The 24755-nt window shown below is 69.8% G+C and carries 20 protein-coding genes; 8 read left to right on the top strand and 12 right to left on the bottom strand.

The window, feature by feature from the left end; all coding sequences use genetic code 11:
- Positions 1-44: 44 nt before the first annotated feature.
- Positions 45-908 carry an aldo/keto reductase family oxidoreductase gene (locus D9601_RS15445; protein ID WP_198354967.1) on the bottom strand — a complete coding sequence of 288 codons (864 nt, stop codon included), beginning with the start codon at positions 906-908 and terminating at the stop codon, positions 45-47.
- An 88-nt stretch (positions 909-996) separates the two neighbouring features.
- Between D9601_RS15445 and D9601_RS15450 the strand changes: the two genes are divergently transcribed.
- Entirely contained in the window at positions 997-1893 is an 897-nt protein-coding gene (locus tag D9601_RS15450; protein ID WP_198354968.1) for a LysR family transcriptional regulator, read from the top strand.
- A 178-nt stretch (positions 1894-2071) separates the two neighbouring features.
- Entirely contained in the window at positions 2072-3916 is a 1845-nt protein-coding gene (locus tag D9601_RS15455; RefSeq protein WP_198354969.1) for a methyl-accepting chemotaxis protein, read from the top strand.
- 146 nt (positions 3917-4062) lie between these two features.
- Here the strand turns inward: D9601_RS15455 and D9601_RS15460 are convergent, their stop codons facing one another.
- From D9601_RS15460 to D9601_RS15470, 3 genes are read right to left on the bottom strand one after another with little or no spacing between them, the layout of a single operon-like run.
- Positions 4063-5529 carry an efflux transporter outer membrane subunit gene (locus D9601_RS15460; RefSeq protein WP_198354970.1) on the bottom strand — a complete coding sequence of 489 codons (1467 nt, stop codon included), beginning with the start codon at positions 5527-5529 and terminating at the stop codon, positions 4063-4065.
- Positions 5530-5533: 4 nt separating this feature from the next.
- Positions 5534-7051 (bottom strand): DHA2 family efflux MFS transporter permease subunit, encoded by a 1518-nt coding sequence (locus tag D9601_RS15465; protein WP_198354971.1) that lies wholly within the window; start codon positions 7049-7051, stop codon positions 5534-5536.
- Complete coding sequence (locus D9601_RS15470; RefSeq protein ID WP_198354972.1) at positions 7048-8205, bottom strand: HlyD family secretion protein; 1158 nt, start codon at positions 8203-8205, stop codon at positions 7048-7050. The genes D9601_RS15465 and D9601_RS15470 overlap by 4 nt, the downstream gene beginning before the upstream one ends.
- Before the next feature lie 209 nt (positions 8206-8414).
- Here D9601_RS15470 and D9601_RS15475 point away from each other — a divergent pair, with 209 nt between their 5' ends.
- Positions 8415-8900: a MarR family winged helix-turn-helix transcriptional regulator gene (locus D9601_RS15475; protein WP_198354973.1), complete on the top strand. Its 486-nt coding sequence runs from the start codon at positions 8415-8417 to the stop codon at positions 8898-8900.
- 7 nt (positions 8901-8907) lie between these two features.
- Here D9601_RS15475 and D9601_RS15480 read toward each other — a convergent pair whose 3' ends face one another.
- Together D9601_RS15480 and D9601_RS15485 are read right to left on the bottom strand one after the other, a co-directional pair.
- Positions 8908-9768: an alpha/beta hydrolase gene (locus D9601_RS15480; protein ID WP_198354974.1), complete on the bottom strand. Its 861-nt coding sequence runs from the start codon at positions 9766-9768 to the stop codon at positions 8908-8910.
- Between the two features lie 97 nt (positions 9769-9865).
- On the bottom strand, positions 9866-12271 hold the full coding sequence (locus D9601_RS15485; RefSeq protein ID WP_198354975.1) for a hypothetical protein: 2406 nt from the start codon (positions 12269-12271) through the stop codon (positions 9866-9868).
- A 186-nt stretch (positions 12272-12457) separates the two neighbouring features.
- Here D9601_RS15485 and D9601_RS15490 point away from each other — a divergent pair, with 186 nt between their 5' ends.
- From D9601_RS15490 to D9601_RS15505, 4 genes are all read left to right on the top strand, one after another.
- Positions 12458-13483: an SPL family radical SAM protein gene (locus tag D9601_RS15490; RefSeq protein ID WP_332838024.1), complete on the top strand. Its 1026-nt coding sequence runs from the start codon at positions 12458-12460 to the stop codon at positions 13481-13483.
- The gene (locus D9601_RS15495; protein WP_198354977.1) at positions 13480-13977 is read left to right on the top strand and encodes a metallophosphoesterase family protein; all 498 of its coding nucleotides are present in this window, start codon (positions 13480-13482) and stop codon (positions 13975-13977) included. Before D9601_RS15490 ends, D9601_RS15495 begins: the two co-directional genes overlap by 4 nt.
- 94 nt (positions 13978-14071) lie before the next feature.
- On the top strand, positions 14072-14329 hold the full coding sequence (locus D9601_RS15500) for a glutaredoxin domain-containing protein (protein WP_198354978.1): 258 nt from the start codon (positions 14072-14074) through the stop codon (positions 14327-14329).
- Positions 14330-14345: 16 nt separating this feature from the next.
- Positions 14346-15335 (top strand): MBL fold metallo-hydrolase, encoded by a 990-nt coding sequence (locus tag D9601_RS15505; protein ID WP_198354979.1) that lies wholly within the window; start codon positions 14346-14348, stop codon positions 15333-15335.
- A gap of 4 nt (positions 15336-15339) precedes the next feature.
- On the opposite strand, the gene D9601_RS15510 is transcribed toward D9601_RS15505, so the two are convergent.
- Together D9601_RS15510 and D9601_RS15515 are read right to left on the bottom strand one after the other, a co-directional pair.
- The gene (locus D9601_RS15510) at positions 15340-16170 is read right to left on the bottom strand and encodes an aldo/keto reductase (protein ID WP_198354980.1); all 831 of its coding nucleotides are present in this window, start codon (positions 16168-16170) and stop codon (positions 15340-15342) included.
- 54 nt (positions 16171-16224) lie between these two features.
- A complete protein-coding gene (locus D9601_RS15515) occupies positions 16225-16971 on the bottom strand; it encodes a glucose 1-dehydrogenase (RefSeq protein ID WP_198354981.1) in 747 nt (248 codons plus the stop codon).
- Positions 16972-17079: 108 nt separating this feature from the next.
- Here D9601_RS15515 and D9601_RS15520 point away from each other — a divergent pair, with 108 nt between their 5' ends.
- Complete coding sequence (locus D9601_RS15520) at positions 17080-17451, top strand: ArsR/SmtB family transcription factor (RefSeq protein WP_198354982.1); 372 nt, start codon at positions 17080-17082, stop codon at positions 17449-17451.
- A gap of 334 nt (positions 17452-17785) precedes the next feature.
- Here the strand turns inward: D9601_RS15520 and D9601_RS15525 are convergent, their stop codons facing one another.
- The 4 genes from D9601_RS15525 to D9601_RS15540 form a co-directional block, all read right to left on the bottom strand.
- A complete protein-coding gene (locus D9601_RS15525) occupies positions 17786-18658 on the bottom strand; it encodes a hypothetical protein (protein ID WP_198354983.1) in 873 nt (290 codons plus the stop codon).
- Positions 18659-18807: 149 nt separating this feature from the next.
- Positions 18808-20244, bottom strand: a complete 1437-nt coding sequence (locus D9601_RS15530; protein ID WP_198354984.1) for an efflux transporter outer membrane subunit — start codon at positions 20242-20244, stop codon at positions 18808-18810.
- Complete coding sequence (locus tag D9601_RS15535; RefSeq protein ID WP_198354985.1) at positions 20241-23450, bottom strand: efflux RND transporter permease subunit; 3210 nt, start codon at positions 23448-23450, stop codon at positions 20241-20243. The genes D9601_RS15530 and D9601_RS15535 overlap by 4 nt, the downstream gene beginning before the upstream one ends.
- Positions 23447-24709, bottom strand: a complete 1263-nt coding sequence (locus D9601_RS15540) for an efflux RND transporter periplasmic adaptor subunit (RefSeq protein ID WP_198354986.1) — start codon at positions 24707-24709, stop codon at positions 23447-23449. Before D9601_RS15540 ends, D9601_RS15535 begins: the two co-directional genes overlap by 4 nt.
- Between the last annotated feature and the right edge of the window lie 46 nt (positions 24710-24755).

Genomic DNA, 24755 nt, shown 5'->3' on the forward strand with positions numbered 1-24755 from the left:
GCGCCGGCTTGCTGACCAAGCCGGCGCCGGCAAATCGGCCCCGGTTAGCGACCGATCCTGTCGAGTTCGGCCAAGGCGTCTTCGGGCAGGGTGAGCCGCGCCGCCGCGAGGTTCTCGTGAAGGTGCGCGACCGAGGATGTGCCGGGGATCAGCAGGATGTTCGGCGACCGTTGGAGCAGCCAGGCCAGCGCCACTTGCATCGGCGTCGCCTTGAGCCTTGCGGCCACGTCGGACAGCACCGCCGATTGCAGCGGGCTGAAGCCGCCGAGCGGGAAAAAGGGGACATAGGCCACACCATCGGCGGCCAGCGCGTCGATGAAGGCGTCGTCGTCGCGGTGGGCGAGGTTGTACTGGTTCTGCACGCAAACGATCTCGGTAATCGCGCGCGCTTCGTCCAATTGCCTGGGCGTGACGTTGCTGAGGCCGATATGGCGCACCAACCCCTGCCGCTGCAGGTCCGCCACGGCTTTGAGCGGCGCGGCCAGCGACCCTTCGGCCGGACCGTGCACGTCGAACATCAAGCGCAGGTTGACGACGTCCAGCGCCTCCAATCCGAGGTTCGTCAGATTGTCGTCGACGGCGCGCGCCAACGCATCCGGTGCGAACGCCGGCAGCCAGGCGGCGTCGTCGCCGCGGCGTGCACCGATCTTGGTCACGATCAGCAGTTCGTCCGGATAGGGGGACAGGGCCTCGCGGATCAGCCGGTTGGTGACGTGGGGACCGTAGAAGTCGCTGGTGTCGATGTGATTGACCCCAGCCGCGACGGCGGCGCGCAACACCGCGAGCGCCGCATCAGGGTCGCGCGGCGGACCAAATACGCCGGGGCCGGCGAGTTGCATCGCGCCATAGCCGAGCCGATTGACGGCGCGTCCGGCGAAGAAATACGTGCCTGCCTGTTCGATCATCATGCGTCTCCTACTGGGACGCAAAGATACGGCTTGCGGATCATCGCGATAAGCGTGAGTGATCCGCACGGGCTGTACGGAAAGCCGAACAATGCAGGCTGATCTCTCCGATCTGAACGCTTTCCTCGCGGTCGCACGGGCACGCGGATTCCGGGAGGCGGCGCGTGCCGTCGGGGCGAGCGCTTCGACCCTGAGCGAGGCGGTGCGCCGGCTCGAAAATCGGCTGGGCATACGCCTGCTCCATCGCACGACGCGCAGCGTCACGCCGACCGAAGCGGGATTGCGGCTGATCGAGCGTCTGGCGCCGGCGCTGAGCGAAGTCGAGGCTGCGCTCGACGTCGTCAACCTGTTCCGCGACCAGCCCGCTGGCAGGTTGCGCCTCAACGTGCCGGTGAGCGCTGCGAAACTGGTGCTCCCGGCGATCCTGCCCGGCTTCCTTGCCGCTTATCCCGACATCGAGGTCGAGATCGTTGCCGAGGACGGCTTCGTCGACATGGTGGCATCGGGCTGCGACGCAGGCATTCGTTACGACGAGCGGCTGGAACAGGATATGATCGCATTGCCGATCGGCCCGCGCGTGCAGCGCTTCGCTCTCGCGGCCTCGCCTGCCTATCTCGACGCGCGGGGGCGGCCAGCGCACCCGCGCGAGCTGCTCGCGCACGCTTGTCTGCGCGGCCGTTTCAGCAGTGGCGCACTAACCGCCCCATGGGAGTTCGAGCGGGATGGCGAGATCGTGCGGATCGAACCCCATGGGCCGCTGATCGCCAGCGTTGCAGGTGCGGTCGACCTGCTCGTCGACGTCGCGGTCGCCGGCGGCGGCATCGTCTCTCTGTTCGAAGGCTGGCTGCAGCCGGCGCTGGACAGCGGCGCGCTTGAAGCGGTGCTGCCCGACTGGTGGCAGTCGTTTTCCGGCCCGTTCCTGTATTACTCCGGCCGTCGCCTGGTGCCGCCGCCACTACGCGCCTTCATCGACTTCGTGCGCGCCTAGCGCGGCCCACGTCGGTGCGGCGGCATCTGCAGCACCGTTGTGGATCGACAGGGAGCGGCGCCGTGCTCCGCACCGGAATCGCAAAATTTACAAAGTTTTTCAGCCTTATAGCTAGATGATTCGGCTTCCCCGGCCGCGCTCGCGCGTCGGGTCCGTTTCCAGCGCCGGGGGGCTGCCGATGAAGAATCTGATTATCCGCAACAAGCTGTTGCTCGCCTTCGTGCCGATCGCGCTGATCATCGTCGGCTTCGCGGCGTTCACCGTTTCCCAGCTCGCCTCGCTCAACGAAGGGACGGACGAACTCGCGCATCGCCGCCTGCCGATCAACATGGCGGTGTCGAGCATCGACACGGCGACCTCGGATTATCTGATCGCGCAGCGCGACGAGATCCTCGACGTCGATCCCGGTCGCATCGCCGCGGACGTCAAGCAGAAGCAGGAGCGCGCCGCCTTCGTCGAGCGGCAGATCGCCAATCTGCACGGCATGATGCAGAAGCCGCATTCGCGGGAATTGCTCGCGACCTTCCAGCACAATTGGCAGGCCTATGTCGCGGCATCGGCGGTCGCGAGCCAGCTCGCCAATGCCAATCGGAACGACGCGGCGCTGGCGGCGCTGCGTCGCGCGAACGGCCTGTACATCACGGCCGAGACGACGCTGCAGGAGCTGCTGACCTACCAACAGTCGATCGCCGACGGCACCGCCGCCGCTGCCTTCGCGTCGTTCGAGCGCGGCAAGTGGCTGTCGCTCGCCGCCGTCATCCTTGGCATCGCCCTGATGATCGCCGTGCTTGCCCTCCTGGTCCGCTCCGTGGCGACGCCGATCAGCACCTTGACCGTGGCGATGCGCCGTCTTGCCGGCGGAGACCTGAGCGTCGCCGTCGACGACGATGCACGCGCCGACGAGGTCGGCGTGCTGGCCACGGCGCTCCGTCAGTTCCGCGACCAATTGGACGCCGCCGAACGGTCCAAGGCGGCGCAGACCGCCCTGATCTGTGACAGCATCGGGGCGGGCCTCGCGAGACTGGCGCAGGGCGACCTCGTCACCCGGGTCGACGCCGAATTGGTCGGCGCCTTCGCCAAGCTGAAGGACGACTTCAACGCCGCCGCCGCCGCCCTGCAGGCGACGCTGGCACAGGTCGCGGAATCGACCGGCGAGATCCACAACGGCGCCAACGACATCCGCCGGGCGTCCGACGACCTGTCGATGCGCACCGAGCAGCAGGCGGCCAGTCTGGAGGAAACCGCCGCCGCCATGGACCAGATTACCGCGACCGTCCGCATGACCGCGGCGAATGCGGCCAAGGCCAACGACGCGGTGCGGCTCGCGCGCGAGCGCGCGGACCATTCGGGGCAGGTCGTCGGCACCGCGATCCGCGCGATGGACGAGATCGAGCGGACCTCCGCGGAAATCTCCGAGATCATCAGCGTGATCGACGCCATCGCCTTTCAGACCAATTTGCTCGCGCTCAATGCGGGGGTGGAGGCGGCGCGCGCCGGTGACGCCGGCAAGGGCTTCGCGGTCGTCGCATCGGAGGTCCGGGCGCTGGCCCAGCGAACGGCTGATGCGGCCAAGGACGTCAAGGCGCGGATCACCGCCTCGTCCGAACAGGTCAAGTCGGGCGTACACCTCGTCGGCGAGGCGGGCACCGCGCTGCATCACATCGTCGAGCAGATCGTCTCGGTCGACGCTTTGATGACGTCGATCGCCACGGCGACGGAGCAGCAGGCGACCGGCTTGCAGCAGATCAACACCGCCGTCGCCGAGATGGACGGCGTGACTCAACAGAATGCCGCGATGGTGGAGGAATCCACCGCCGCTGCGCGAACCTTGGCATCCGAAGCGGACCGGCTGGCGGAGCAGATCGCCCGGTTCAACACGGGGGCGGGCGGGGGAGCACATCCCGTGCCGATCCGTCGCGCTACGGGCCGGACGACGATCGGCCACGCAAGGAGCGGGCCGGTGGCGCGCAGCCGCGGCGCGACGGCCCTGGCCGTCAGCCACGACGACTGGTCGGAATTTTGACGACACGTGTCGATCCCGCCGCGGCGGATCATGATCCTCTCGGCGGGCGGTCCGTGGCTATGCTGCGCCGCCCGTCATCCCGCTGGCGTCCCCCGCCCGATCGATCGCGACAGGGCGGGCAGTCGCTCTCGCTGAACCCCGGCGGCCTAACGGATCGCCACGCCTTCGGCGCCATCGGCGGGTGCGATCCAGCCACCGGCGGTGGCGACATAGAGGCGGGCGACGTTGAGGAACTGCCGCGTCCGCGCGACGACCAGGCCATTGCTGGCGCGCTGATAGAGGCGTTCGGTCTCCAGCACCTGCAATATGCCCGAATTGCCGACCTCGAAGCTGCGCCGCGACAGATGGCGCGAGCGTTCGGCCACTTCGACCGAGGCCTGTTGGTCGGCGACCGAGCGACTGTCGTTCTGCATCGCCGACAACAGGTCGGCGACCTGGCTGAACGCGACCAGCACCGTCTGTTCGTAGCTCGCCTGGCTGGCGCGGGCCCGGTCGATGGCCGCTGCGCGCTCGGCCTTCAGCGTGCCGCCGTGGAAGATCGGCGCGGTCAGGCCGGCGAACAGGTCGTAGCCGCGGAAGGCGTTCTTGACGAGGTCGCCGACCGCGGGCGCGCCCTGCGTCAGTGTCGCGCCCAAAGTGATGTCGGGATAGAGGCGCGCGGTGGCGACGCCGATCGCGGCGGTGGCGGCGTGCCATTGCGCCTCCGCCTGGAGGATGTCGGGGCGGCGGTGGACCAGCGCCGACGGCAGCGCCACGGGGATCGTCGCCGGCAGGGTCAGCCGGTCGAGCGCGACGTCGGTCGGCGGCAGCGCGTCGGGCGTGGTGCCGATCAGGGTCGCGAGCAGGTGCCGCGCTTCGGCGAGCTGCTGGTCGAGCTGCGGCAGATCGCCGCGGTCCGCGGCATATTGGCTCTGCGCGTTGAGCACCTCGACCAATGTGCCCTCGCCGCCGGCGCGGCGCTTCTGCGTCAGGTCGACGTTGCGCTGGTCGTCGGCGAGCAGCGCGCGGGCGGTGGCGATCTGCGCGTTGAGCGCGGCGATGGTCAGCACCTGATTGACCACCTGTCCGGCGATCGAGAGATGCGCCGCTTCGGTCTGGCGCTGCTGCGCCTCCGCTTGCGCCGCGCTCTGCTCGACGCTGCGGCGCAGGCCGCCGAACAGGTCAAGGTCGTAGCTGATGCCGCCGCCGACGGTATAGAGGTTGAACTCCGGATTGCCGCCGGGCGCGAGCGGATTGCTGCCGGAAAAGCCGAAGGCGGCGAGGTTGACCTGCTGCTGGTCGGCGCGGGCATTGGCGTCGACCTGCGGCAGGCGGCGGCCGGCGATGGCGCGGACCTCGTCGCGGCTGGCGGCAAGCGTCGCGTTGCTCGCGGCGAGGCTGCGGTTGTGCACGATCGCCTGATCGACAAGCGCGTCGAGCTGCGGCGAGCCGAAGGCGGTCCACCAGCGCTGCTCCGGCCCCGCGCCGAACGCGACGCGCGGCGGCGCTGCCTCGCCGGCGGGCTGGTAGCGGCTCGCGGCGGGGGCCTGCGGCCGCGTGAAATCGGGGCCGACGGTGCAACCGGCGAGCGCGCCGGCCACGACGGCGGAGAGGAGCAGGGGGGCAACGCGCATCGGATCAGTCCATGTGGATCGTCGGGCCGTCGCCGCCGCCGGCGCGGGGGCGGCGCATCAGCAGCAGCAGCGGGATGACGGCGAGGGTGAGGATGAAGAGCAGCCAGAAGGCATCGACGTAGGAGACCATCGCTGCCTGGCGCGTGATCTGCGCGTTGAGCATCGCGACCGCCGACGGCGCGTCGAAGTCGAAGGTGGACGGCAGCAGCGGATTGTCCGGCCGGATCCCCTCGACCAGCCGCGCGTGCACCGTCGCGCCGTTGCGGATGGTCAGCGCCTGCAGCATCGAGATGCCGACCGCCGAGCCGATGTTGCGGGTCAGCGTGAACATCGCCGCGCCCTCGTTGCGGTAGCGCGCGTCGAGCGTCGCGAAGGCGATGGTGGTCAGCGGCACGAACACGAGGCCGGTGCCGATGCCCTGGACGAAGCCCGAGACGATCACCAGCCGCTCGTTCATGCCGAGCGTGAAGCCCGACATGATGTGCAGCGAATAGGCCGCGATGGCGAAGCCGACGAAGATCAGGATGCGCGCATCGACCGTTTTGATCAGCCGGCCGACGACGATCATCGAGATCAGCGTGCCGATGCCGCGCGGCGCGGTGACCAGCCCGGTCAGCACGACGGGATAGCCCATCAGCGTCTCCAGCATCGTCGGCAGCAGCGCGAGCACGCCGAACAGAACGGTGCCGAGGAAGAAGCCGAAGATCGATCCGGTCAGGAAATTGCGGTCCTTGAACATGCCGATGTCGATGAACGGCCGTCGCGCGGTGAGCGTGTGGACGACGAACAGATAGCCGAAGAACAGGCCGAGCGCCGCCTCGAGGCAGATCTCGGTCGAGCTGAACCAGTCCTTGGTCTGGCCGCGGTCGAGCATCAGCTGGATCGAACCGATGGCGAGCGCCAGCATCGCGAACCCGAACAGGTCGAGCCGGGGCCGCGCCGCATCCTTGGTCTCGGTGAGGAAGCCCGACAGGCCGGCGAAGGCGAGCGCGCCGATCGGCAGGTTGATGTAGAAGACCCAGCGCCACGACAGATTGTCGGTCAGCCAGCCACCGAGCGCCGGGCCGATGATCGGCCCGAGGATCGCGCCCATCCCCCATACCGCCATCGCCGGGCCGTGGCGTTCGGGCGGGTTGATGTCGAGCAGGATCGCCTGGCTCATCGGCACCAACGCCGCGCCGAACACGCCCTGCAACAGGCGGAAGCCGACCAGCTCGCCGAGGCTGTTGGCAATGCCGCACAGGCCGGAGACCGCGGTGAAGCCGACGATCGACCACAGCATCAGCCGCTTGCGCCCGAACCGCCCGGCCAGCCAGCCGGTCAGCGGGGTCATGATCGCGGCGGCGACGATGTACGAGGTGAGCACCCAGGTGATCTCCTCGCCCGAGGCGGAGACGCTGCCCTGGATATGCGGCAGCGCGACGTTGGCGATCGTGCTGTCGAGCGAGTTCATCACCGTCGCCGCCATCACCGCGGCGGTGATGAAGCGCCGCGAGACCGGGTCGGGATAGCTGCCGGTCATCGTGCGGCGGCGTCACCGCCGAACAGGTGGCGGCGGTAGCCGGTGTCGACCTTGACCTCGACGCTGAGCCCGGCGTGCAGCGGTACGTTCTGCGGCAGCCGGTCGATGCTGAATTCGACCGGCAGGCGCTGGACGACCTTGACCCAATTGCCTGTCGCATTCTCCGCCGGCAGCAATGCGAAGCTGTTGCCGGTGCCGGGGCTGAAGCTGGTCAGCCGGCCGGTCAGTTCCAGATCGGGGAAGGCGTCGACGTGGAAGGTCGCGCGCTGGCCGACGCGCATATGGTTGAGCTGGTCTTCCTTGAAATTGCCCTCGACCCACAGGCGCGTGCCGGCGAGCGTGAACACCGGCTTGGCGGCGGTGACGTAGCTGCCGCGCTGGAGCTGGTCGACCTTGGTGACGATGCCGTCCTGCGCGGCGCGCACCACCGTATAGCCGAGGTTGAGGCGGGCGCGTTCCAGCGCCGCCTCCGCCCGCTGCACCGCCGGTTGCGCCGCGGTCGGCGCGTCGACGCTGCCGGTCAGCGTCGCGGCGACGCCGGCATTCTGTTGCACCGAGGTCTGGATCTGCTGGCGCGCGGTCTGCGCGGCGAGCACCGCCTGGTCGTACTGGTTCTGCGACGAAATGCCCTCGGCGAGCAGCGACTTCTGCCGCGCCGCCTCACGCTCCGCATAGGCCAGCCGCGCGCGGGCGGCGGCGAGGCCGGCCTCGCCCTCGCGGTAATTGGCGCGCAGCGACGACACCTGCGTGCGGGCGTTGGCGAGCTCCGCGGCCGCCTCGTCGACCGCGGCCTGGAAGGGGGCGGGGTCGATCCGGAACAGCACGTCACCGGCGCGGACGTGCTGGTTGTTGTGGACCATCACCGCGACCACGGGTCCGCTGACGCTGGCGGCGACCGGCACCAGCCCCGCCTGGATATAGCCGTTGTCGGTCGACTGGTAGCGGCCGCCGCTCAGGTAGAAGAACAGGCCGATCGCGATGGCGACGATCGGCGCGGCGAGCAGCAGCGGCAGGCGCAGCCGGTTGCGTCGCGCCGGGGTCGGGTCGGCCGCCTGCACGACGGGGGCGGGATCGGTGATCGGCGGCGCATCGGCCAGCGCGTCTGGGTCGGTCCGGTGGTCGGGGCGGGAATCGGCGTGATCGTCCAGGCTCATGCTACCTCGCGGATCCGGGGACTCGCCCCGATGATCTCGGTCAATGTCGCGCCGGTGCACCCGTTGGGAATGGAAAGCAACCTGATAATAAGGCAACTTACAGATAAGTGACATTGACCTTTATCGACGGAGCCGCAACACGCTGACAGCCGCCGGCGGCACGGTTAGGGTGACGCCGCCACGAGTTTCGCATGGGACGAAGATATTCGATGACCGCTCCTGCCGGAGCCCCGCCCGAACCCGCCGCCGAGGGCGTCCAGCGCAGCTTTGCGTCGCAGATCGCGCTGATCGCCCGGCTGCTGCGCAAGCGATTCGACGAGCGGGCGCGGGCGATGGCGTCGAGCGCGGACGAGGCGCTGACCCAGGCGCAATGGCGGGCGCTTGGTGCGATTTGGCTGCATCCCGGCTGGACGCAGAAGGAAATGGCGGAGAAGCTGGAGATCGGCCCGGTGGCGATGGGCCAGACGCTTGACCGGCTGGAGGCGCTGCAATGGGTTGAACGGCGCAGCGATCCGGGTGACCGGCGGGTCAAGCGCCTGTACGCGACCGACGCGGCAGAGCCGATGGTCGCCCGGCTCGGCCTGCTTGCGGGTCGCGAGGACCATTATGCCAGCGTCAGCCTGTCGCCGGAGAAGATGCGGACGCTCACCGGCCTGCTCGACGAGGTGATCGAAAGCCTGACCGCGGGCGAGTGACCGGCCGTCAGCCGGTGCCGTCGCCGAATCCGATCTGCGCCAGCCAATGGGCGCACAGCGTCGGCCAGATCGACACCGGCAGGCCCTGCGTGTCGAGGGCGAAGCCGTGCGGCGCGTTGGCAAAGACGTGCAGCTCCGCCGATCCGCCTGCTGCCCGCCATGCCGCGTCGAGCCGATGGGCATTGTCGACCGGAACGACGTCGTCGGTGGCGGCATAGACGATGAATGCCGGCGGCGGCGCCGCGGTCAGCTGCGCGTCCGGCTGCATGCGATCATAGAAGGCCTGTTTCTCGGGCGGTACGAGCGGCGGCTTGTCGGGGACGATCGTTCGGCCCTTGGCATTGGTGGAGATCGGCGCATACCCGATGACCAGCACGTCGGGACGCCGCATCGCCAATCCATCCGCCGTCTGCGCCAGCGCCCATTCTGCCGGATAGTCGGCGGCGAGGCAGGCGGCGAGGTGGCCGCCCGACGACAGGCCGACGACGCCGACACCCTGATAGCCCGCCAGTCCTCGGATCGTCCGCATCGCCGCGATCGCATCGTCGAGCGCCGCCGAAACGCCATGCGCGGCATTGGGAAAGCGGTGGACGAGAACATAGGCGTGGAAGCCGAGGCGATTGAGCCAGCGCGCCACCGCGACTCCCTCACGCCCGACCATCAGCGCGGTATAACCACCGCCTGCAAGTACCAGCATCGCCCGTCCGTTGGGTCGTTCGGGCGCATAGCCGAACAGCCAGGGGCGATGCACGTCGGCGACCACCGCCGCGTCCGGCGCGGCATCGGGATCGGCGAAGACGATCGCGCCGTCGAGCGGCGTGTCGGGCCAGAGGGGGTGGAGCGTATCGGCGTCGAGCAGGGCGGGCATGCCCTCCTGCTAGTCGCGGAACGTCCGCGGGTGAAGCGTCGCTCGCCGCCCCTGCTGATTTCGTGCACGGGCCACGCCATGCCCGACTAGCCCCCGACTAGCCTTTCGGCGGGATCGTCACCGTGCCGGTCGCTTCGGGAGCGTCGCGCAGGCGCAGCGTCAGGCTGCCGGGCATTGCCCTGGCGGACAGCGGCACATCGACCGACCCGGCGGTGAAGCCGTCGGGAACCGCCTGCGCCGGCCCATCCGTCCCGGCCGCGACCGTGGCGATCAGGAACAGCCGGTTGCCGCTGACCGTGCAATGCGCCGGTGCGGTCGCAAGGCAGGCGACGGACTGGACGTCCGGCAGGCGGACGGCCGTGCCGAGCGCGGTCCAGCGGCTTGCCTCGCCATTGCGGACGATGCGGAACTGCAGCGCACCGTGCACCGCCGTGCCGAGCGTCTCGGCCGGAACGAAGGCGACGATGCCGGTGGTCGTATCCTGCAGGTCATAGCCCTTGCCCTGGGCGATCGACGTGACCGCATCGCCGGCGACGGTGCCGATCTCGATCGTCTCCGCCCCGGTCAGCGGGGTCGCCGGGTCGAGCCGGAAGGCGAAGGTGACACGGCCGTCCTGCGCGAACATCGTGTCGGGGCCGAGGGCGATCGGCAGCGAACCGGCATGCGGTGGCCGCTCGACACTGCGATGCAGCAGGACGGGGGTCTGCCGCGCCGCCGCCACGGTGAGCGTGACCGTCCTGTGGCGGTTGCCGGTGAAGGTGACCTCTGCGTTGAGCCGCGCGCCCTCGGTCAATTTGGCCGCCGCGGCGGGATCGCGCGGTTGCAGCATCAGCCGGTCGGTATTGGTCGCGCGCGTCAGGGCACCCGGCTGCCATTCGCTGCCAGCGATCGCGACGCTGCGCACCTGATCGAGACGCGACCCGGTCAGCACCGCCTCGTTGTCGCCGGCGGCGAAGGTCAGCGCGTCGATCCGGCCGACCTCCTGCAGCGCAGGAACGGAGAGCGAGACCGGCGTCGCCTGGCCGGTCGCGGCGATGGTCAGCGTCACCGGTCCCGGTGCGGCCTTGGCGAGCGGCAGGTCGATGCTGATCGCATCGGTGCCGACCTGCTTCCAGGTCACGGTCTGCGGCGCGCCGTCGCCGATCCGCGCCTCGACGCGGGTGATGCAGCCGCCGCCATCCCCCTTCAGCGTCAGGCTGTTGGTGCGCCCGACGACCAGAGATGCATCCGGCGCCGCCGCCCAATGCTGTACGCGCGGGTCCGACAGGCGGAAGCGCGGCCCGTCGAACGGGGTAAAGCCCCAATTGCCGCGCAGGCGGCCGGTGACGGTCGCGCCGCGGCCTGCGTCGGGCAATCCCTTGTCGAGCACGAAGCCGCCGCGGCGCGGATCGGCATGGACGGGGATGTCGACCGGTGCGCCGCCGGTGCCGTCGAGCCGCAGCGTCATCGCATGAGCGTAGCGGGTCGCGAACACCAACGGCGCGCCTTCGACCGGTAAGACCGCGCCGACATTGCCGCAGAGCAGCGGCGCGTCGCCCGCGGCCTGCAAGGGAGGCGGCTTGGCGGCCTCGATCGCCGGCAGGCCGATGACCATGACCGAGGCCGGCTTGGCGAAGGACAAGGGCGTGTTGAGCAGCAGGGTGACGCCGCCGTCCCCCATCTTGGCGAGCGCGGGGACGAATTGCAGCTGGGTTGACTGGAAGGCGCCGAACAGCCGGAACAGGTCGCGGACCACGCCGATATAGGAACTGTAGGTGCCATAGCCCGCCTGCGGCGTCGCGCTGAGCTGGAAGGCGAGGTCGACCGGCGCGCCGGTCAGCGTGTCGGCCAGCGCGGAACTGTGCGTGTCGGCGAACAGCAGGGTCTCGCGATCGCCGGTCAGGCAGGCGGCCTGCAGGGCGGCGGGCTGCTGCAGGCATTCGGTCTTGAGCTTGATCGCCAGGCTGCGGGTCAACGCCTGTGAGGCGGCGTTGACCGCGGTCGGATCCTCGCGCCCGACCTGGAACAGCATGTCGAGATAGGTGTCGAGCCGCGCCCGGTCGAGTGACGCCTGGTTGAGGTCCTGTGCGGCGCGGACGAAGGTGCCGGGTTGTTTGCGGACCGCGCTGACGATCGACTTCTTGCCCGCCTGGTGCACCGGCAGCGCGAACAGGACGAGCTGCTGCGCGCCCTTGGGCACGACCAGCGACAGGTCGCCCGCCTTGCTCTTGCCGGTCACCGTGTCGTGAAACCAGTCGTCGGGCGGCCGGTCGATGGGGCCGCGCAGGAAGGCGGAGACGAGGCGGAATTGGTCGGCCTGGCCGGACGGCAGCGTCAGCTTGACCGAGATGCGGTCGCCTTCGGCAAGGTTGGGCACCCATTCCAGCGGCAGCGTCTGGCCATTGCGGGTCACCGCCACCTCCAGCCGCGGGCCGGTCAGGTCGAAGGGCGACGGGGCGGCATCGGCGGCGACGCCGGCCAAGATCAGGGCCAGGCCGCCCAGTGTACGAAGAAGACGCGACATCCGAACCGGCTTGCCCTCACGAGGAACCGCAGTGATCGACCGCGCCTGTGCCGCGCGGTTGTGGTCACAATATGTCCCTTAGCGTCGGCGGGGACATTTGCCGATGCCGTTCGTTGGGCGGGAATGGCGAGCAGGGCGGTATCGGACGCGGGAACGGAACGAGCTTGGCGGCCGCGTCGCCTCCTGGTGACGCGCGCGGCGATGGGGTTCGCGCATGGCCGCGCGATCGCGGATCGTGCCGCCGCGCTCGGCGTCGAGGTGCAAGTGCTGGCCGGCGACCGGCTGGCGCTCGACCTGCCCGACGATCCGCGCCAGGCCTATGCCGCCGCCAAGTCGACGCTGGCCGTCGTCGTCGCGCCGCCGTCGAAGCGTAGGCTGCAGCCGATCGCACCGAGCGCGGACTGGCGCGTCGACCTGGCCGAAGGATGCCCGGCGCATTGCAGCTATTGCTATCTCGCCGGTTCGTTGAAGGGGCCGCCGATCACGCGTGTCTATGCCAATCTCGACGAGATCCTCGCGGGCCTGCCTGCCTATCTGGGGCAGGGGGCGGTCACCTCGCGCAGTGTGGCGCGGGCGCATGAGGGCACGACCTTCGAGGCGTCGTGCTACACCGATCCGCTCGCGCTGGAACCGATCACGGGATCGCTGTCGACCGCCATCGCCTGGTTCGGCGGGTGGGACGCCGCGACGCAGCTGCGTTTCACCAGCAAGTTCGCCGACGTCGCGCCGCTGCTGACCCTCGATCATCGCGGGCGGACGCGGATGCGGGCCTCGATCAATCCCGCGCGTTTCGCCCGCTTCGAGGGCGGCACCGCGCCGGTGGCGGCGCGGCTGGCGGCGCTCGGCCGGATGGCCGCGGCGGGCTATCCGGTCGGGCTGACGATCGCGCCGATCATCGCCGCCGACGGCTGGCGTGAAGCCTATGACGGCTTGCTGGCGGCGGCGGCCGCCGCGCTGGCGGACGTGCCGGGGCTCGACCTGACGATCGAACTGATCACCCACCGCTTCACCGCCGGTTCGAAGGCCGTGCTCGACAGCTGGTATCCGGGCTCGTCGCTCGACATGGGCGACGGCAACCGCACCACCAAGCGGACGAAATTCGGCACGGAGAAGCAGGTGTACGATGCGGCGACGATGCGCGCGCTGCGCGGCTTCTTCGAGGAGCGGATCGCCGTGCTGCTGCCGGCGGCGCGCATCCTCTATTGGACATGAGCGTCTTCTTCACCGCCGACACGCATTTCGGCGACCACCGCACGATCAACATCCAGCGCCGGCCGTTCGCCAGCGTCGCCGAGATGGACGCGCAGCTGATCGCGCGCTGGAATGCGACGGTCGGGCCGCAGGACGTCGTCTGGCATCTCGGCGACGTGGCGCGGCGGCCGGCGGACGTGGCGGCGCTGCTCGCGCAGCTGCACGGCTCCAAGCACCTGCTGCGCGGCAACAACGATCCGGAGGCGACGGGGCTGGCTGCGGGGTGGGCGAGCGTCGGCGACTATGCCGAAGTCACTGTCGACGGCCACGCCCTCGTGCTGTGCCATTACCCCTTCCGCAGCTGGAACGGCCAGCACAAGGGCGCGATCAACCTGCACGGCCACAGCCATGGCCGGTTGAAGCCGATGCCGCGGCAGTTCGACGTCGGCGTCGATCCCCATGACTTCGCGCCGGTCCGCCTCGCCGACCTGATCGCAAACGGCGCGACCGGATGATTGCGCGCTCTGGCCGATTCGGGCAGTTCGGAACGCCGGTGGGGGCCGGGCGCTTGTTGGCGCGGCGGCGCCCCGGCCGCCATGGAGCGATGTGATGGCCGACGCGCAGACTGCGATCCTCTACCGTATGGTCCTGCCCGACCATGTCTGTCCGTTCGGCGTTCGTGCCAAGGCGATGCTGGAGGCGGCGGGCTATACGGTCGACGACCGCATCCTCGAAGACCGCGAGGCGGTCGAGGCGTTCAAGGCGGACCGCGGCGTCGACACCACCCCGCAGATCGAGATCGATGGCGAGCGGATCGGCGGCAGCGACGATCTGGAACGCTACCTCGCCACGCGGGACGGGCGTTGATCCGGCCGCGCGGCTGATGGCGCGCAACCGTTATTACCAGGGGCCGCCGAGCGATCATTTCGACGGCACCCGCTTCTTCAATCCGGGCCAGCCGCCGACCGATCGCGGCCTGCGCGATCTGATCCGCTGGCGAATGGCGGGCGAGACGGCGCGCTGGCCCAGATCCGTGCCGGTGACGCCGGCGCGCCCCGCGGCCCGCGTCGCCGGGCTGCGGGTGACGATGGTCGGTCATGCGACGCTGCTGATCCAGGCGGCGGGGGTCAACATCCTCACCGACCCGATCTGGTCGCCGCGCGCCAGCCCGTTCCGGTTCGCCGGTCCGCAGCGGGTGACCGATCCGGGGATCGCCTTCGACGACCTGCCGCCGATCGACGTCGTGCTGCTCAGCCACTGCCATTACGACCATTGCGACGTCGCGACGCTGCGCCGGCTGCAGGTTGCGCATGCGCCGCTAATGGCGATGCCGCTGGGCAACGACACGATCGTCCGCGCCGCGGTGCCCGGCGCCCGCTGCGTCACCGGCGACTGGTGGGACCGGCTGACGCTGGGCGAGGGGATCGCGACGACGCTGACCCCCGCCTATCACTGGGCGAACCGCTGGCCGAGCGACGTGCGCATGGCCTTGTGGTCGGGGCATCATCTCGCCACGCCGGCGGGCACAATCTGGTTCGTCGGCGACACCGGCTATGGCGACGGCACCATATTCGGCGAGGTCCGCGCCAGGCTCGGTGCGCCCGACCTCGCGCTGATCCCGATCGGCGCCTATGCGCCGCGCTGGTTCATGGCGGCGCAGCATGTCGATCCCGCCGAGGCGGTGCGGATCTGCGCGACGGTGGAGGCGCGCCGCGCGCTCGGCATTCACTGGGGTACCTTCCAGCTGACCGACGAACCGCGCGAGGAACCCGCTGCCGCGCTGGCCGAGGCGGTGGCGGCGCAGGGCTGGGCCGCGGACCGCTTCGTCGCGGCGGTGGCGGGCGGCGTGTACGAGGCCTCCGCCCGACCCTGACGGCCTACAGCATCTCCAGCGGCTGGCGCTGGCGGGGCCGCGGAAACATCGTCTCCAGGCGCTGGCGATCCTCGGCGGTCAGCATCAGATCCGCGGCGGCGCGGTTGTCGCGAACATGCGAGATCGAGCCGGCCTTCGGGATGGCCAGCACGCCGTCATGCGCCAGCAGCCAGGCGAGCGCGAGCTGGGCCGGCGTTACCTGCCGTTCGCGTGCGAACTGGACGAGGCCGCGATCGGCGATCAGCCGACCCTGCTCGACGGGGCTGTAGGCCATGACCGGCATGTGCCGCTGCGCCAGCCACGGGATCAGGTCGTGCTCGGGTCCGCGGCGGGTGAGATTGTAGAGGATCTGGTCGGTCTGGCAGCCGCTGCCGCCGGCGGCAATCAGTTCCGCCATGTCATCCGAGTCGAGATTGCTGACGCCCCAACGGCGGATCTTGCCGGCCGCGACCAGCCGTTCCATCGCCTCCACGGTCTCCGCCAGCGGCACGCGACCGCGCCAGTGCAGTAGGTACAGGTCGATGCGGTCGGTGCCGAGCCGGGCCAGGCTCGCCTCGCAGGCGCGGGGCAGGCGATCGCGCGACGCATTCTGCGGATAGGCCTTGCTGACCAGGAAGACCTCGTCGCGCAGGCCGCGGATCGCCTCCCCGACCAGCCGTTCGGATTCGCCGTCGGCATACATTTCGGCCGTGTCGATCAGCGTCATGCCGAGGGCGACACCCTCGCGCAGCGCGGCGATCTCATCGCCACGGCGCGAGGGGTCCTCGGCCATCATCCAGCTGCCCTGGCCGAGCGCGGGAACAACGGTGCCGTCGGGGAAGCGGATCGTCTGCATGCCGTCGACAACGCGTCGCGGCGCCGATCGGCCCATCCCGGCGGCACGTCCCGATCAGCGGATACCGCCGCTCGCGGTGATATTCTCGCCGGTCAGCCAGCCCGCCGCATCGGAGGCGAGGAAGGCGACGACGCCGGCAATGTCTTCCGGCTGGCCGGCGCGACCCAGCGGCGTCTGCGCGACGATGCCGGCCGCCATGTCCGACTGGACGATGCCCGCGCTGTGCGTTCCTTCGGTGACGACGAAGCCCGGGCTGACCGCATTGACCCGGATCTGGCGCGGTGCGATCTCATTGGCGAGCACACCGGTGATCGCATTCACCGCGCCTTTCGTGCCCGCATAGACCGCCGCGCCGGGCGTATGCACGTGCGTGATCGCGGACGAGACGTTGACGATGCTCGCCCCGGCCTGAAGGTGCGGCGACGCCGCCTGGGTGACGAGCAGCGTGCCGAGCACGTTGACGTCGAACTGACGCCGGTAATGCTCCTCCGTCACCTCTTCGATCGGCGCGAATTCGTAGATGCCGGAATTGTTGACCAGCACGTCGAGCCGCCCGAACCGCTCCACCGCCGCCGTCACCAATGCCCGTGCGTCGTCCGCCTTGGTCACGTCGCCCCGCACCGCGATCGCCTGTCCGCCGGCGGCGGCGATCCCGCCGACGACCGCGTCGGCATCCGCCTGGCTGGAAGCATAATTGACCACCACCGCCGCGCCCTCCGCGGCCAGCGCCTTGGCGATTCCCGCACCGATGCCCTTCGATGCCCCCGTGACGATCGCAACCTTGCCGCTAAGTTTCGCCATGACCTGAACCTTCTGCTATGGGCCGGCCCCACGACGGCAACCGTTAATCCCATAGTTCGGGAATCTGGAACTAACCGGAGCGGGATCAAGACCCCATATGCAAAAAACATGCGACCCCTGATCCACCCGGCGATCGAAGACATTCGGCCCGACGCGATCCTGCACGCGCTGTCCGATCCGGCGCGCGCCGCGATCTTCGCGACGATCATGAAGGCGGGATGCGTCGACGCCTGTTCGGCGGTGGCGTGCGTCGGCGATCGGGTGATCCCCAAATCGTCGCTGTCCAACCATATCAAGATCCTGCGCGACGCGGGCCTGATCCGCAGCGAGCGCCATGGGGTGGAGGTGCGCAACGCGCCGCGCTGGGACGAGGTGGAGGCACGATTCCCCGGCCTGCTGCCCGGTATCATCAATGCCTATGCGGTCGATCTGAGCAACGAGAGCTTCGCCGCCGCGGCGGCAAAATCAGGCCAGGGCTGACCCGCATTGATGCGACGGTCGGTGATCTCTGCAGCCGGCGATCTCGCGAAGTCACGCGCGTAACGGGCGCCGGCCGTTTGATCGACAGTAAGACATCGCAGTCTCGCCGTTGCGGCATGACCATCCGGATGCGATAACGTCCAGGCCACGAAGGGCGATAGGCCAAACGCCCGCCCCGTCACCTGCCCACCCAGGGCGGCAGTGCGACCGGTCCCCCGACGACCTGGCACGGCAAGAGCATCACCGAGGCGGTAAATGCCGATGTCCGGAGGTGCCCCATCGCGGCAGCGCCGACCAGTACTCCGCGCTTACAGGATCGTGAGGTCGTCCTTTCTCAAGAACTCGGCTGCCCCGGTGCAGCCGGGCGCGTCGCCGACGGCACCGGCGTCGCCTCGACCTCCGGTGGCGCGGGCGACGTCGATGCTGCTTCCGCTGCAGGATTCACCGTGGGAGCAGGCGTGCCCGCATCCGCCGGCGCGGCAACGTCGCTCACCGCCGCCGCACCGGACGACGGCGGAATGGCGACCGTCTCCACCGGTGTCGGGGCGGCGGCGGGCAGCGTCGGAACGACCGGCGGCGGCGTCACCTTCGGCTCGTAATAATCGCGCCATTTGTCGAAGGCGGTGAAGAAGTCGATGAACGGCTTGTCGAGCCGCGCCAGCGCGCCGCGCGCGTGCAGCGGCAGATCGGCGTCGGCGACCGGCGCGACGGCGGCGATCTCCTGCCGCGCGACCGCGCAGAAGGCGACGCGGATCGCCGGCTGGCTGTAGAAATTGTAGAGGCGGGTCTGCTGATTGTCATAGGCCGCCTGCCAATCGGCCCAGCCCGTCTCTTCCCATTCATGCTGGTAGCGTTTGACGTAGCCGTCCAGCCCGGTGCGATGGGCGACGATCCACGCATTGTAAGGGTCGGTGACGCCGCCGCCCGCACCGTCGCAGGCTAGCGCGGCGACGTTCAGCGCGCCGCGCAGATGCCAGACGGCCGCCGCGTCGGTCATCTGGAAATTGGGGGTTACGTAGCTGCCGTCGTCGCGCTTGGCGGCGATCTCCATCCCGGCATAGCCGCCGCGCGGCATGGTCGGCGGCGGCGGGGGAGGGGGCGGCAGCGTTGCAACGACCGGCGGCGGCGTGACGCGGGGGGCGGCGCAGCCGGCCAGACCCGCGGCCAGCGCGGCCACCGCCGCCAGCGTCCAGGGCGTGCGCAGCATCGTCGTCCAGTCTCCTTCGGGCCGGATCCGTCGGCCCCTGTATCCCGGTCGTGCGGAACCGCGCGACGGCGCGCATAGCGCCGGCCGATCGAACGCGGCAACCCGCCTGTCGATCCGCCGACGCAACGACACGCCCGGCCGAGCGAGGGTCAGCCGGTGATCGGCCCGCCCGCCGCCTGGAGCAGCGCCACCGTGTCGGTCAGCCGTGCGGCGCGCGCCTGGATCAGTTGCTGGCGCGCCTGGGCGTCCGCGGCGGTGGCGTTGAGCAGGTTGAGCGTGCCGACGCTGCCCAGCGCCAGCTGCCGCCGTGCGAAGGTCAGCGCCTGGTCGGCGGCATTGCTCGCCCGCGTCGCCGCGGTCAGTGCGTCGCCATCGGTCGTCAGGCCGGTCAGCGCATTGGCGACGTCGCCGAAGGCCTGCAGTACCGCGGCGCGATATTGCGCCTTGGCCGCCTCCAGCGCCGCTTCCGCCGCCTTCTGCTGGTGACGCAGCGCGCCGGCATGAAAGATCGGCTGGGTGATGCCACCGAGCAGCGTCCAGAACGGATTGCCGCTCTTGAACATGTCCTCGAACCGCTGGGCGGTGCCGCCGCCGGTCGCGGACAGCTGCAGGCTGGGCAGCCGTGCCGCGATCGCCGCGCCGACATCGGCGCCCGCCCCTTCCAATTGCGCCTGGGCGGCGCGTACGTCGGGGCGGCGCGCGACCAGATCGGACGGCACGATCGCCGGCAGGGTGGCGGGCAGGGTGAAGGACGCCATGTCGGGCAGCGCCGGCAGCGGATCGCCGGCCGGGCGGCCGATCAAAGTGCCGATCAGCACCCGCTGCTGCGCTTCGGCGCGGACCAGCGGCGGCAAGACGCCCTCCGCGGTGGCGAGCGCGGTCTGCTGCGTCGCGACGTCGGCCAGGCCGATGTCGCCGAGCTGCTGGCGCCGTTGCAGCGCGGCGAGGATGTCGCGGTTGACGCGGATGCTGGTCTGCGCCGCGACGATCTGGTCGGCCAGCGCGGCGCGGGTGATCGCGGCGGTGACCAGATTGGCGACCAATGTGGTCCGCGCGGCGTCGCGCCGATGCGCCTGGACCGCCGCCGCGGCCCGCGCCGAGCGGACACGGGCGCGGGTGCCGCCGAACACGTCGGGCGCGTAGGAGACGGTGACCTGCGCGGTGTGCAGCGTATAGATCTGCTGGTTCTGGTCGGCGACCGCGGGCGACAGCGCGTTCGACACGCGCGTGCGTTCGACCTGGTAGCTGGCGTCCGCCTGGGGCAGCAGCGCGGCGCCGGCGGCGCGCGCCTGCTCCTGCGCCTGGCGCAGCGTCGCCTCGGCGACCGCGACGTCGGTGTTGTGCGCCAGCGCCTCGCCGACCAATGCGTCGAGCGACGGGCTGGCGAACGCATGCCACCAGTCGGCGGCGACCGCTGCGGTGCCGGTTGCCTGCACCGGGCCGCCGGCGGGCGCGACCGTCACCGGCGCGGGCGCCGGCGGCAGCGCGGCATGGGCGTCGAGATTGCGCGACCCGACCGCGCACCCGCCGAGCAGCGAGCCGGCGAGCAGGGTGGTGGCGAGCGTGGCCGTCCGGGTCCGCGTCATGCCAGAGCCTCCGTCTGCGGCGCATCCGGGCCATGGGGGCCGGGATCGTGCGGATGATGGCCGACGTCGCGGCCGTGGGCGCCGCGATCGACCGGCGGCACGCGATGCGAGAAGCGGGCGATCAGCACGGGGAGCAGCAGCAGGATCAGTACCGGCGCCAGCGTCATGCCGCCGACCACGACCAGCGCCAGCGGCTTCTGCACCTGGCTGCCGATGCCGTGCGACAGCGCCGCGGGCAGCAGGCCGATCGCGGCGACCAGACAGGTCATCACCACCGGGCGCAGGCTGTTCTTCACCGTCGTCGCCAGCGCGACATCGCGGCTCGCGCCCTCGTCGATCGTGTTGTTGTAGGTCGTCACCACCAGGATGCCGTCCATCACCGCGATGCCGAACAAGGCGACGAAGCCGATCGCGGCCGAGATGCTGAACGCCGTGCCGGTCAGCGCCAGCGCGGTGACGCCGCCGACGATCGCCATCGGAATCGCCGAGAAGGCGAGCAGGCTGTCGCGGATCGAGCCGAAATTGGCGTAGAGCAGCAACAGGATGACGAGCAGGCTGATCGGCACGACGATCTCCAGCCGCGCGATCGCATTCTGGAGGTTGTCGAGCTCGCCCGCCCATTCGAGGTGATAGCCGGCGGGCAGGTGGACATTGCGTGCGATCCGCGCCTTTGCCTCGCCGACCGCCCCGCCGAGATCGCGGCCGCGCACCGAGAATTTGATCGGGATGTAGCGTTCCTGATGCTCGCGATAGATGAACGAGGCGCCGGTGGTCAGCCGCACGTCCGCGACCTCGGACAGCGGCACCTGGATGGTGCCGGTGCCGTCGGGGGCGGGCGCGCCGATGGTGATGCGTCGCACCGCCTCCAGCGAATCGCGCTGTTCGGGCTTCAGCCGCACCATGATCGGGAAGTGCCGGTCGGTGCCCGCCTCGTACAGATCGGCGGTCGATTCGCCGCCGATCGCGGCCGCGACGGTGGCGTTAACGTCGTCCGGCGTCAGGCCGTAGCGCGCCGCCTTGCCACGATCGACGTCGATGCGCACCGTCGGCTGGCCGAGCGATTGGAACACGCCCAGATCCTCGATGCCCTGCACCTTGGCCATCTGCGTCTTGATCTGGTCGGCGTATTTTTCCAGCGTGGCGAGGTCGGGGCCGAACAGCTTGATCGAATTGGCGCCCTTCACCCCCGATGCCGCCTCCTCGACATTGTCCTCGATGATCTGCGAGAAGGAGAAGTCGACGCCGGGATATTTGGCCTGCAGCTTGGTCGACAGCTCCTCGATCAGCTTTTCCTTGGTCATGCCGTGCGGCCATTCGTCGAACGGCTTCAGCGGCACGAAAAATTCGGCGTTGAAGAAGCCGGTCGCGTCGGTGCCGTCGTCCGGGCGGCCGTGGGCGGAGAGGACCGCGGTGGTTTCCGGATATTGCGCGATGATCCGGCGCACGCCGTTGACGATCGGCTGCCCCGCCTCGAGGCTGATCGACGGCGGCAGCGTCGCGCGGATGTACATGTTGCCCTCTTCGAGGTGCGGCAGGAACTCGATGCCGAGCGACCGCACGCCGACCACCGCCAGGCCGAGCATCAGCACGCCGCCGCCGATCGCGAGCAGCCGGTTGGCGAGCGCGAAGGCCGCCGCCGGCTCGTAGACGCGGCGCAGCTTGCCGACAATCCACGTCTCCACCTCCGACAGTCTGTCGGGCAGCAGCAACGTCGCCAGCACCGGCGCGACGGTGAAGGTCGCGAGCAGGCCGCCGGTGATCGCATAGGCATAGGTCTTGGCCATCGGGCCGAAGATGTGGCCCTCGACCCCGGTCAGCGTGAACAGCGGCAGGAAGCTGGCGATGATGATCGCGGCGGCGAAGAAGATGCCGCGGCTGACCTCGCTCGACGCGCCGAGTACCGCCGAGAAGCGGTTGGCGAGCGTGAAGTGCCCGCGCCCGCTTTCGACATGGGCGGACCGTTCGACCATGTGGCGGAAGATGTTCTCGACCATGATCACGCTGGCGTCGACGACCAGGCCGAAGTCGAGCGCGCCGACCGACAACAGATTGGCGCTCTCGCCCTGCAGCACGAGGATCAGGATCGCGAAGGCGAGCGCGAAGGGGATCGTCGCCGCGACGATCACCGCGCTCCTCAGATTGCCCAGGAACACCCATTGCAGCGCGAAGATCAGCAGGATGCCGACCACCATATTCTCGAGCACGGTGTGGATCGTCAGGTTGATCAGGTCCGACCGGTCGTAGATGCGGGTCAGCTGCACGCCCGGCGGCAGCACGCCCGATGCGTTGATGTCGGCGACTTCCTTCTGCACCGCCTTGATCGTCGGCATCGACTGGGCGCCGCGCTGCATCAGCACGATGCCCTGCACGATGTCGTCCTGGTCGTTGTAGCCGGCGATGCCGAGCCGCGGCGCGTTGCCGATCTGGACGTGGGCGACGTCCTTGAGCAGGATCGGCTGGCCGCCGGCGGTGCCGACCAGCACGTTCTCGATGCCGCCGACCGACTGGATCAGGCCGACGCCACGGACGATCGCCGCCTGGCTTCCGAAGTTGATCGTCTGGCCGCCGACGTTGCCGTCGCTCTTCGACAGCGCGGTCAATACCTGGCTGACCGAGACATTGTGCGCCGCCAGCCGATCGTTGTCGATGACGACGTCATAGGTCCGGAGCTTGCCGCCCCAGCCGGTGACGTCGATCACGCCCGGAATGCGCTTGAAGCGGCGGTCCAGGATCCAGTCCTGGATCGTCTTCAGGTCCATCACCGAATAGCCGGCCGGCGCGGTGATCTTGTAGCGGTAGATTTCTCCCACCGGGCTGGTCGGCGAGATCGACGGCTGCGCACCGCCGGCGAGCGGCGGCAGCTGCGACAGGCGGTTGATGACCTGCTGCTTGGCCTGTTCGTTGGTGTAGTCGTAGGTGAACTGGATCTTGACGTCGGACAGGCCGAACAGGCTGATCGCGCGGATCGCGGTCATGTGCGGGATGCCCGCCATGCCGACCTCGATCGGGATGGTGACGTTGCGCTCCATCTCCTCCGCCGACAGGCCCTTGGTCTGGGTGATCACCTCGACCATCGGCGGCACGGGATCGGGATAGGCCTCGATATTGAGGTTGGCGAAGCCGATCACGCCCGCGACCAGCATCGCGACGAAGACGCCGACGATCAACAGCCGCTGACGCAGCGCGAAGGAGACGATGCGGTTCACTGGCCGAGGCCCGCTTCGTTGACGAACAGCGCGCCGGCGGTGACGATCCGCTCGCCCGGCTTCAGCCCGGCGGTGATCGTCACCTGGCCGTCGGTGGCGTCGCCGGTCTCGACGTTGCGCGAGACGAGCAGGCCATCGGGCCGAACCAGCCAGACGCGCGCGCTATCGCCCTCGTGGATCACCGCCTGCGCGGGCACGCGGATCGCCTCGCCGAGGTTGCGGCGGTGGATTGCGAAGCTGGCGAACATCTGCGGCTTCAGCGCGCCGTCGGGATTGGCGATGCTGGCGCGCACCGGCAGGCGGTGCGTCTGCGGGTCGAGCGCGGCGCCGACCAGATCGATCGTCGCATGGAAGGTGCGGCCGGGCAGGGCCGGCGTCGTGACGGTCACCGCATCGCCGAGATGGACGTCGCTGGCATCGCTTTCCGCGACCTGCGCGACGAGCCAGACGCGCGACGGATCGGTGATCGTCATCACCGGCTTGTCGCCGCCCTGCGAGACATATTCGCCCGCCGACACGTCGCGCGTGGCGATCAGGCCGCTGATCGGGGCATGCAGCGTGGTGACGTCGTGAATGCCGGTGACCTCACCGGCATTTTCCAGCCGGGCGATCTCGCCCGGCGACTTGCCGAGGATGGCGAGCTTGTCGCGCGCCGCGCCGAGCGAGGCGGCGGCGGTGCGCGCGGTCGCCTGCGCGGCGATGAGGTCGGCCTTGGCCTGCTGGTAATCCTTCAGTGCGCCGCCGGCGGTCTGGTAGATCTGCTGCTGGCGGTCGGCGTTGCGCTGGGCGGTGGCGAGCTGCGCCTGCGCATTCTGCAACGCCGCCCGCGCCGCGAACAGCCCGCTGCGCGCGTCGACGAAGTCGCTGGTCTTGATCAGCAGCAGCGCCTGCCCCTGGCGGACACGCTGGCCGGCATCGGCGAGGACGCGCACGACCTGGCCCGAATAGGGCATCAGCACCGGCGTCGAATGGTTGCCGTCCACCGTGATCGCGCCCGAGGCGAGCGTGCGTTCGCCCGACTCGCCGACGCCCACGCGCACCGTCTGCAAACCGGCCATCTGCGCGCCGGTCAGCTTCAGCGTGCCCGCCGGCAGCGGTGCGGGCGGCGTGGCCTCGTGATGGGTCAGCTTGCCGATCAAGGCGATGAGCAGCGCGACCCCGACGATCACCGCGGCGGCGATGCCGAGCCAGCGCAACTGCGCGGACCGCGACAGCGTGGTGGCGGCGGGAAGCGGTTCGGCGAGTTCGGCAGCGTGCATCGGAAGTCCTGACGAGATCAGACTGGTCCGGATAGGGCCTGTTGCT

The organism is Sphingomonas sp. MA1305, assembly GCF_016107325.1.
GTDB lineage: Bacteria > Pseudomonadota > Alphaproteobacteria > Sphingomonadales > Sphingomonadaceae > Sphingomonas.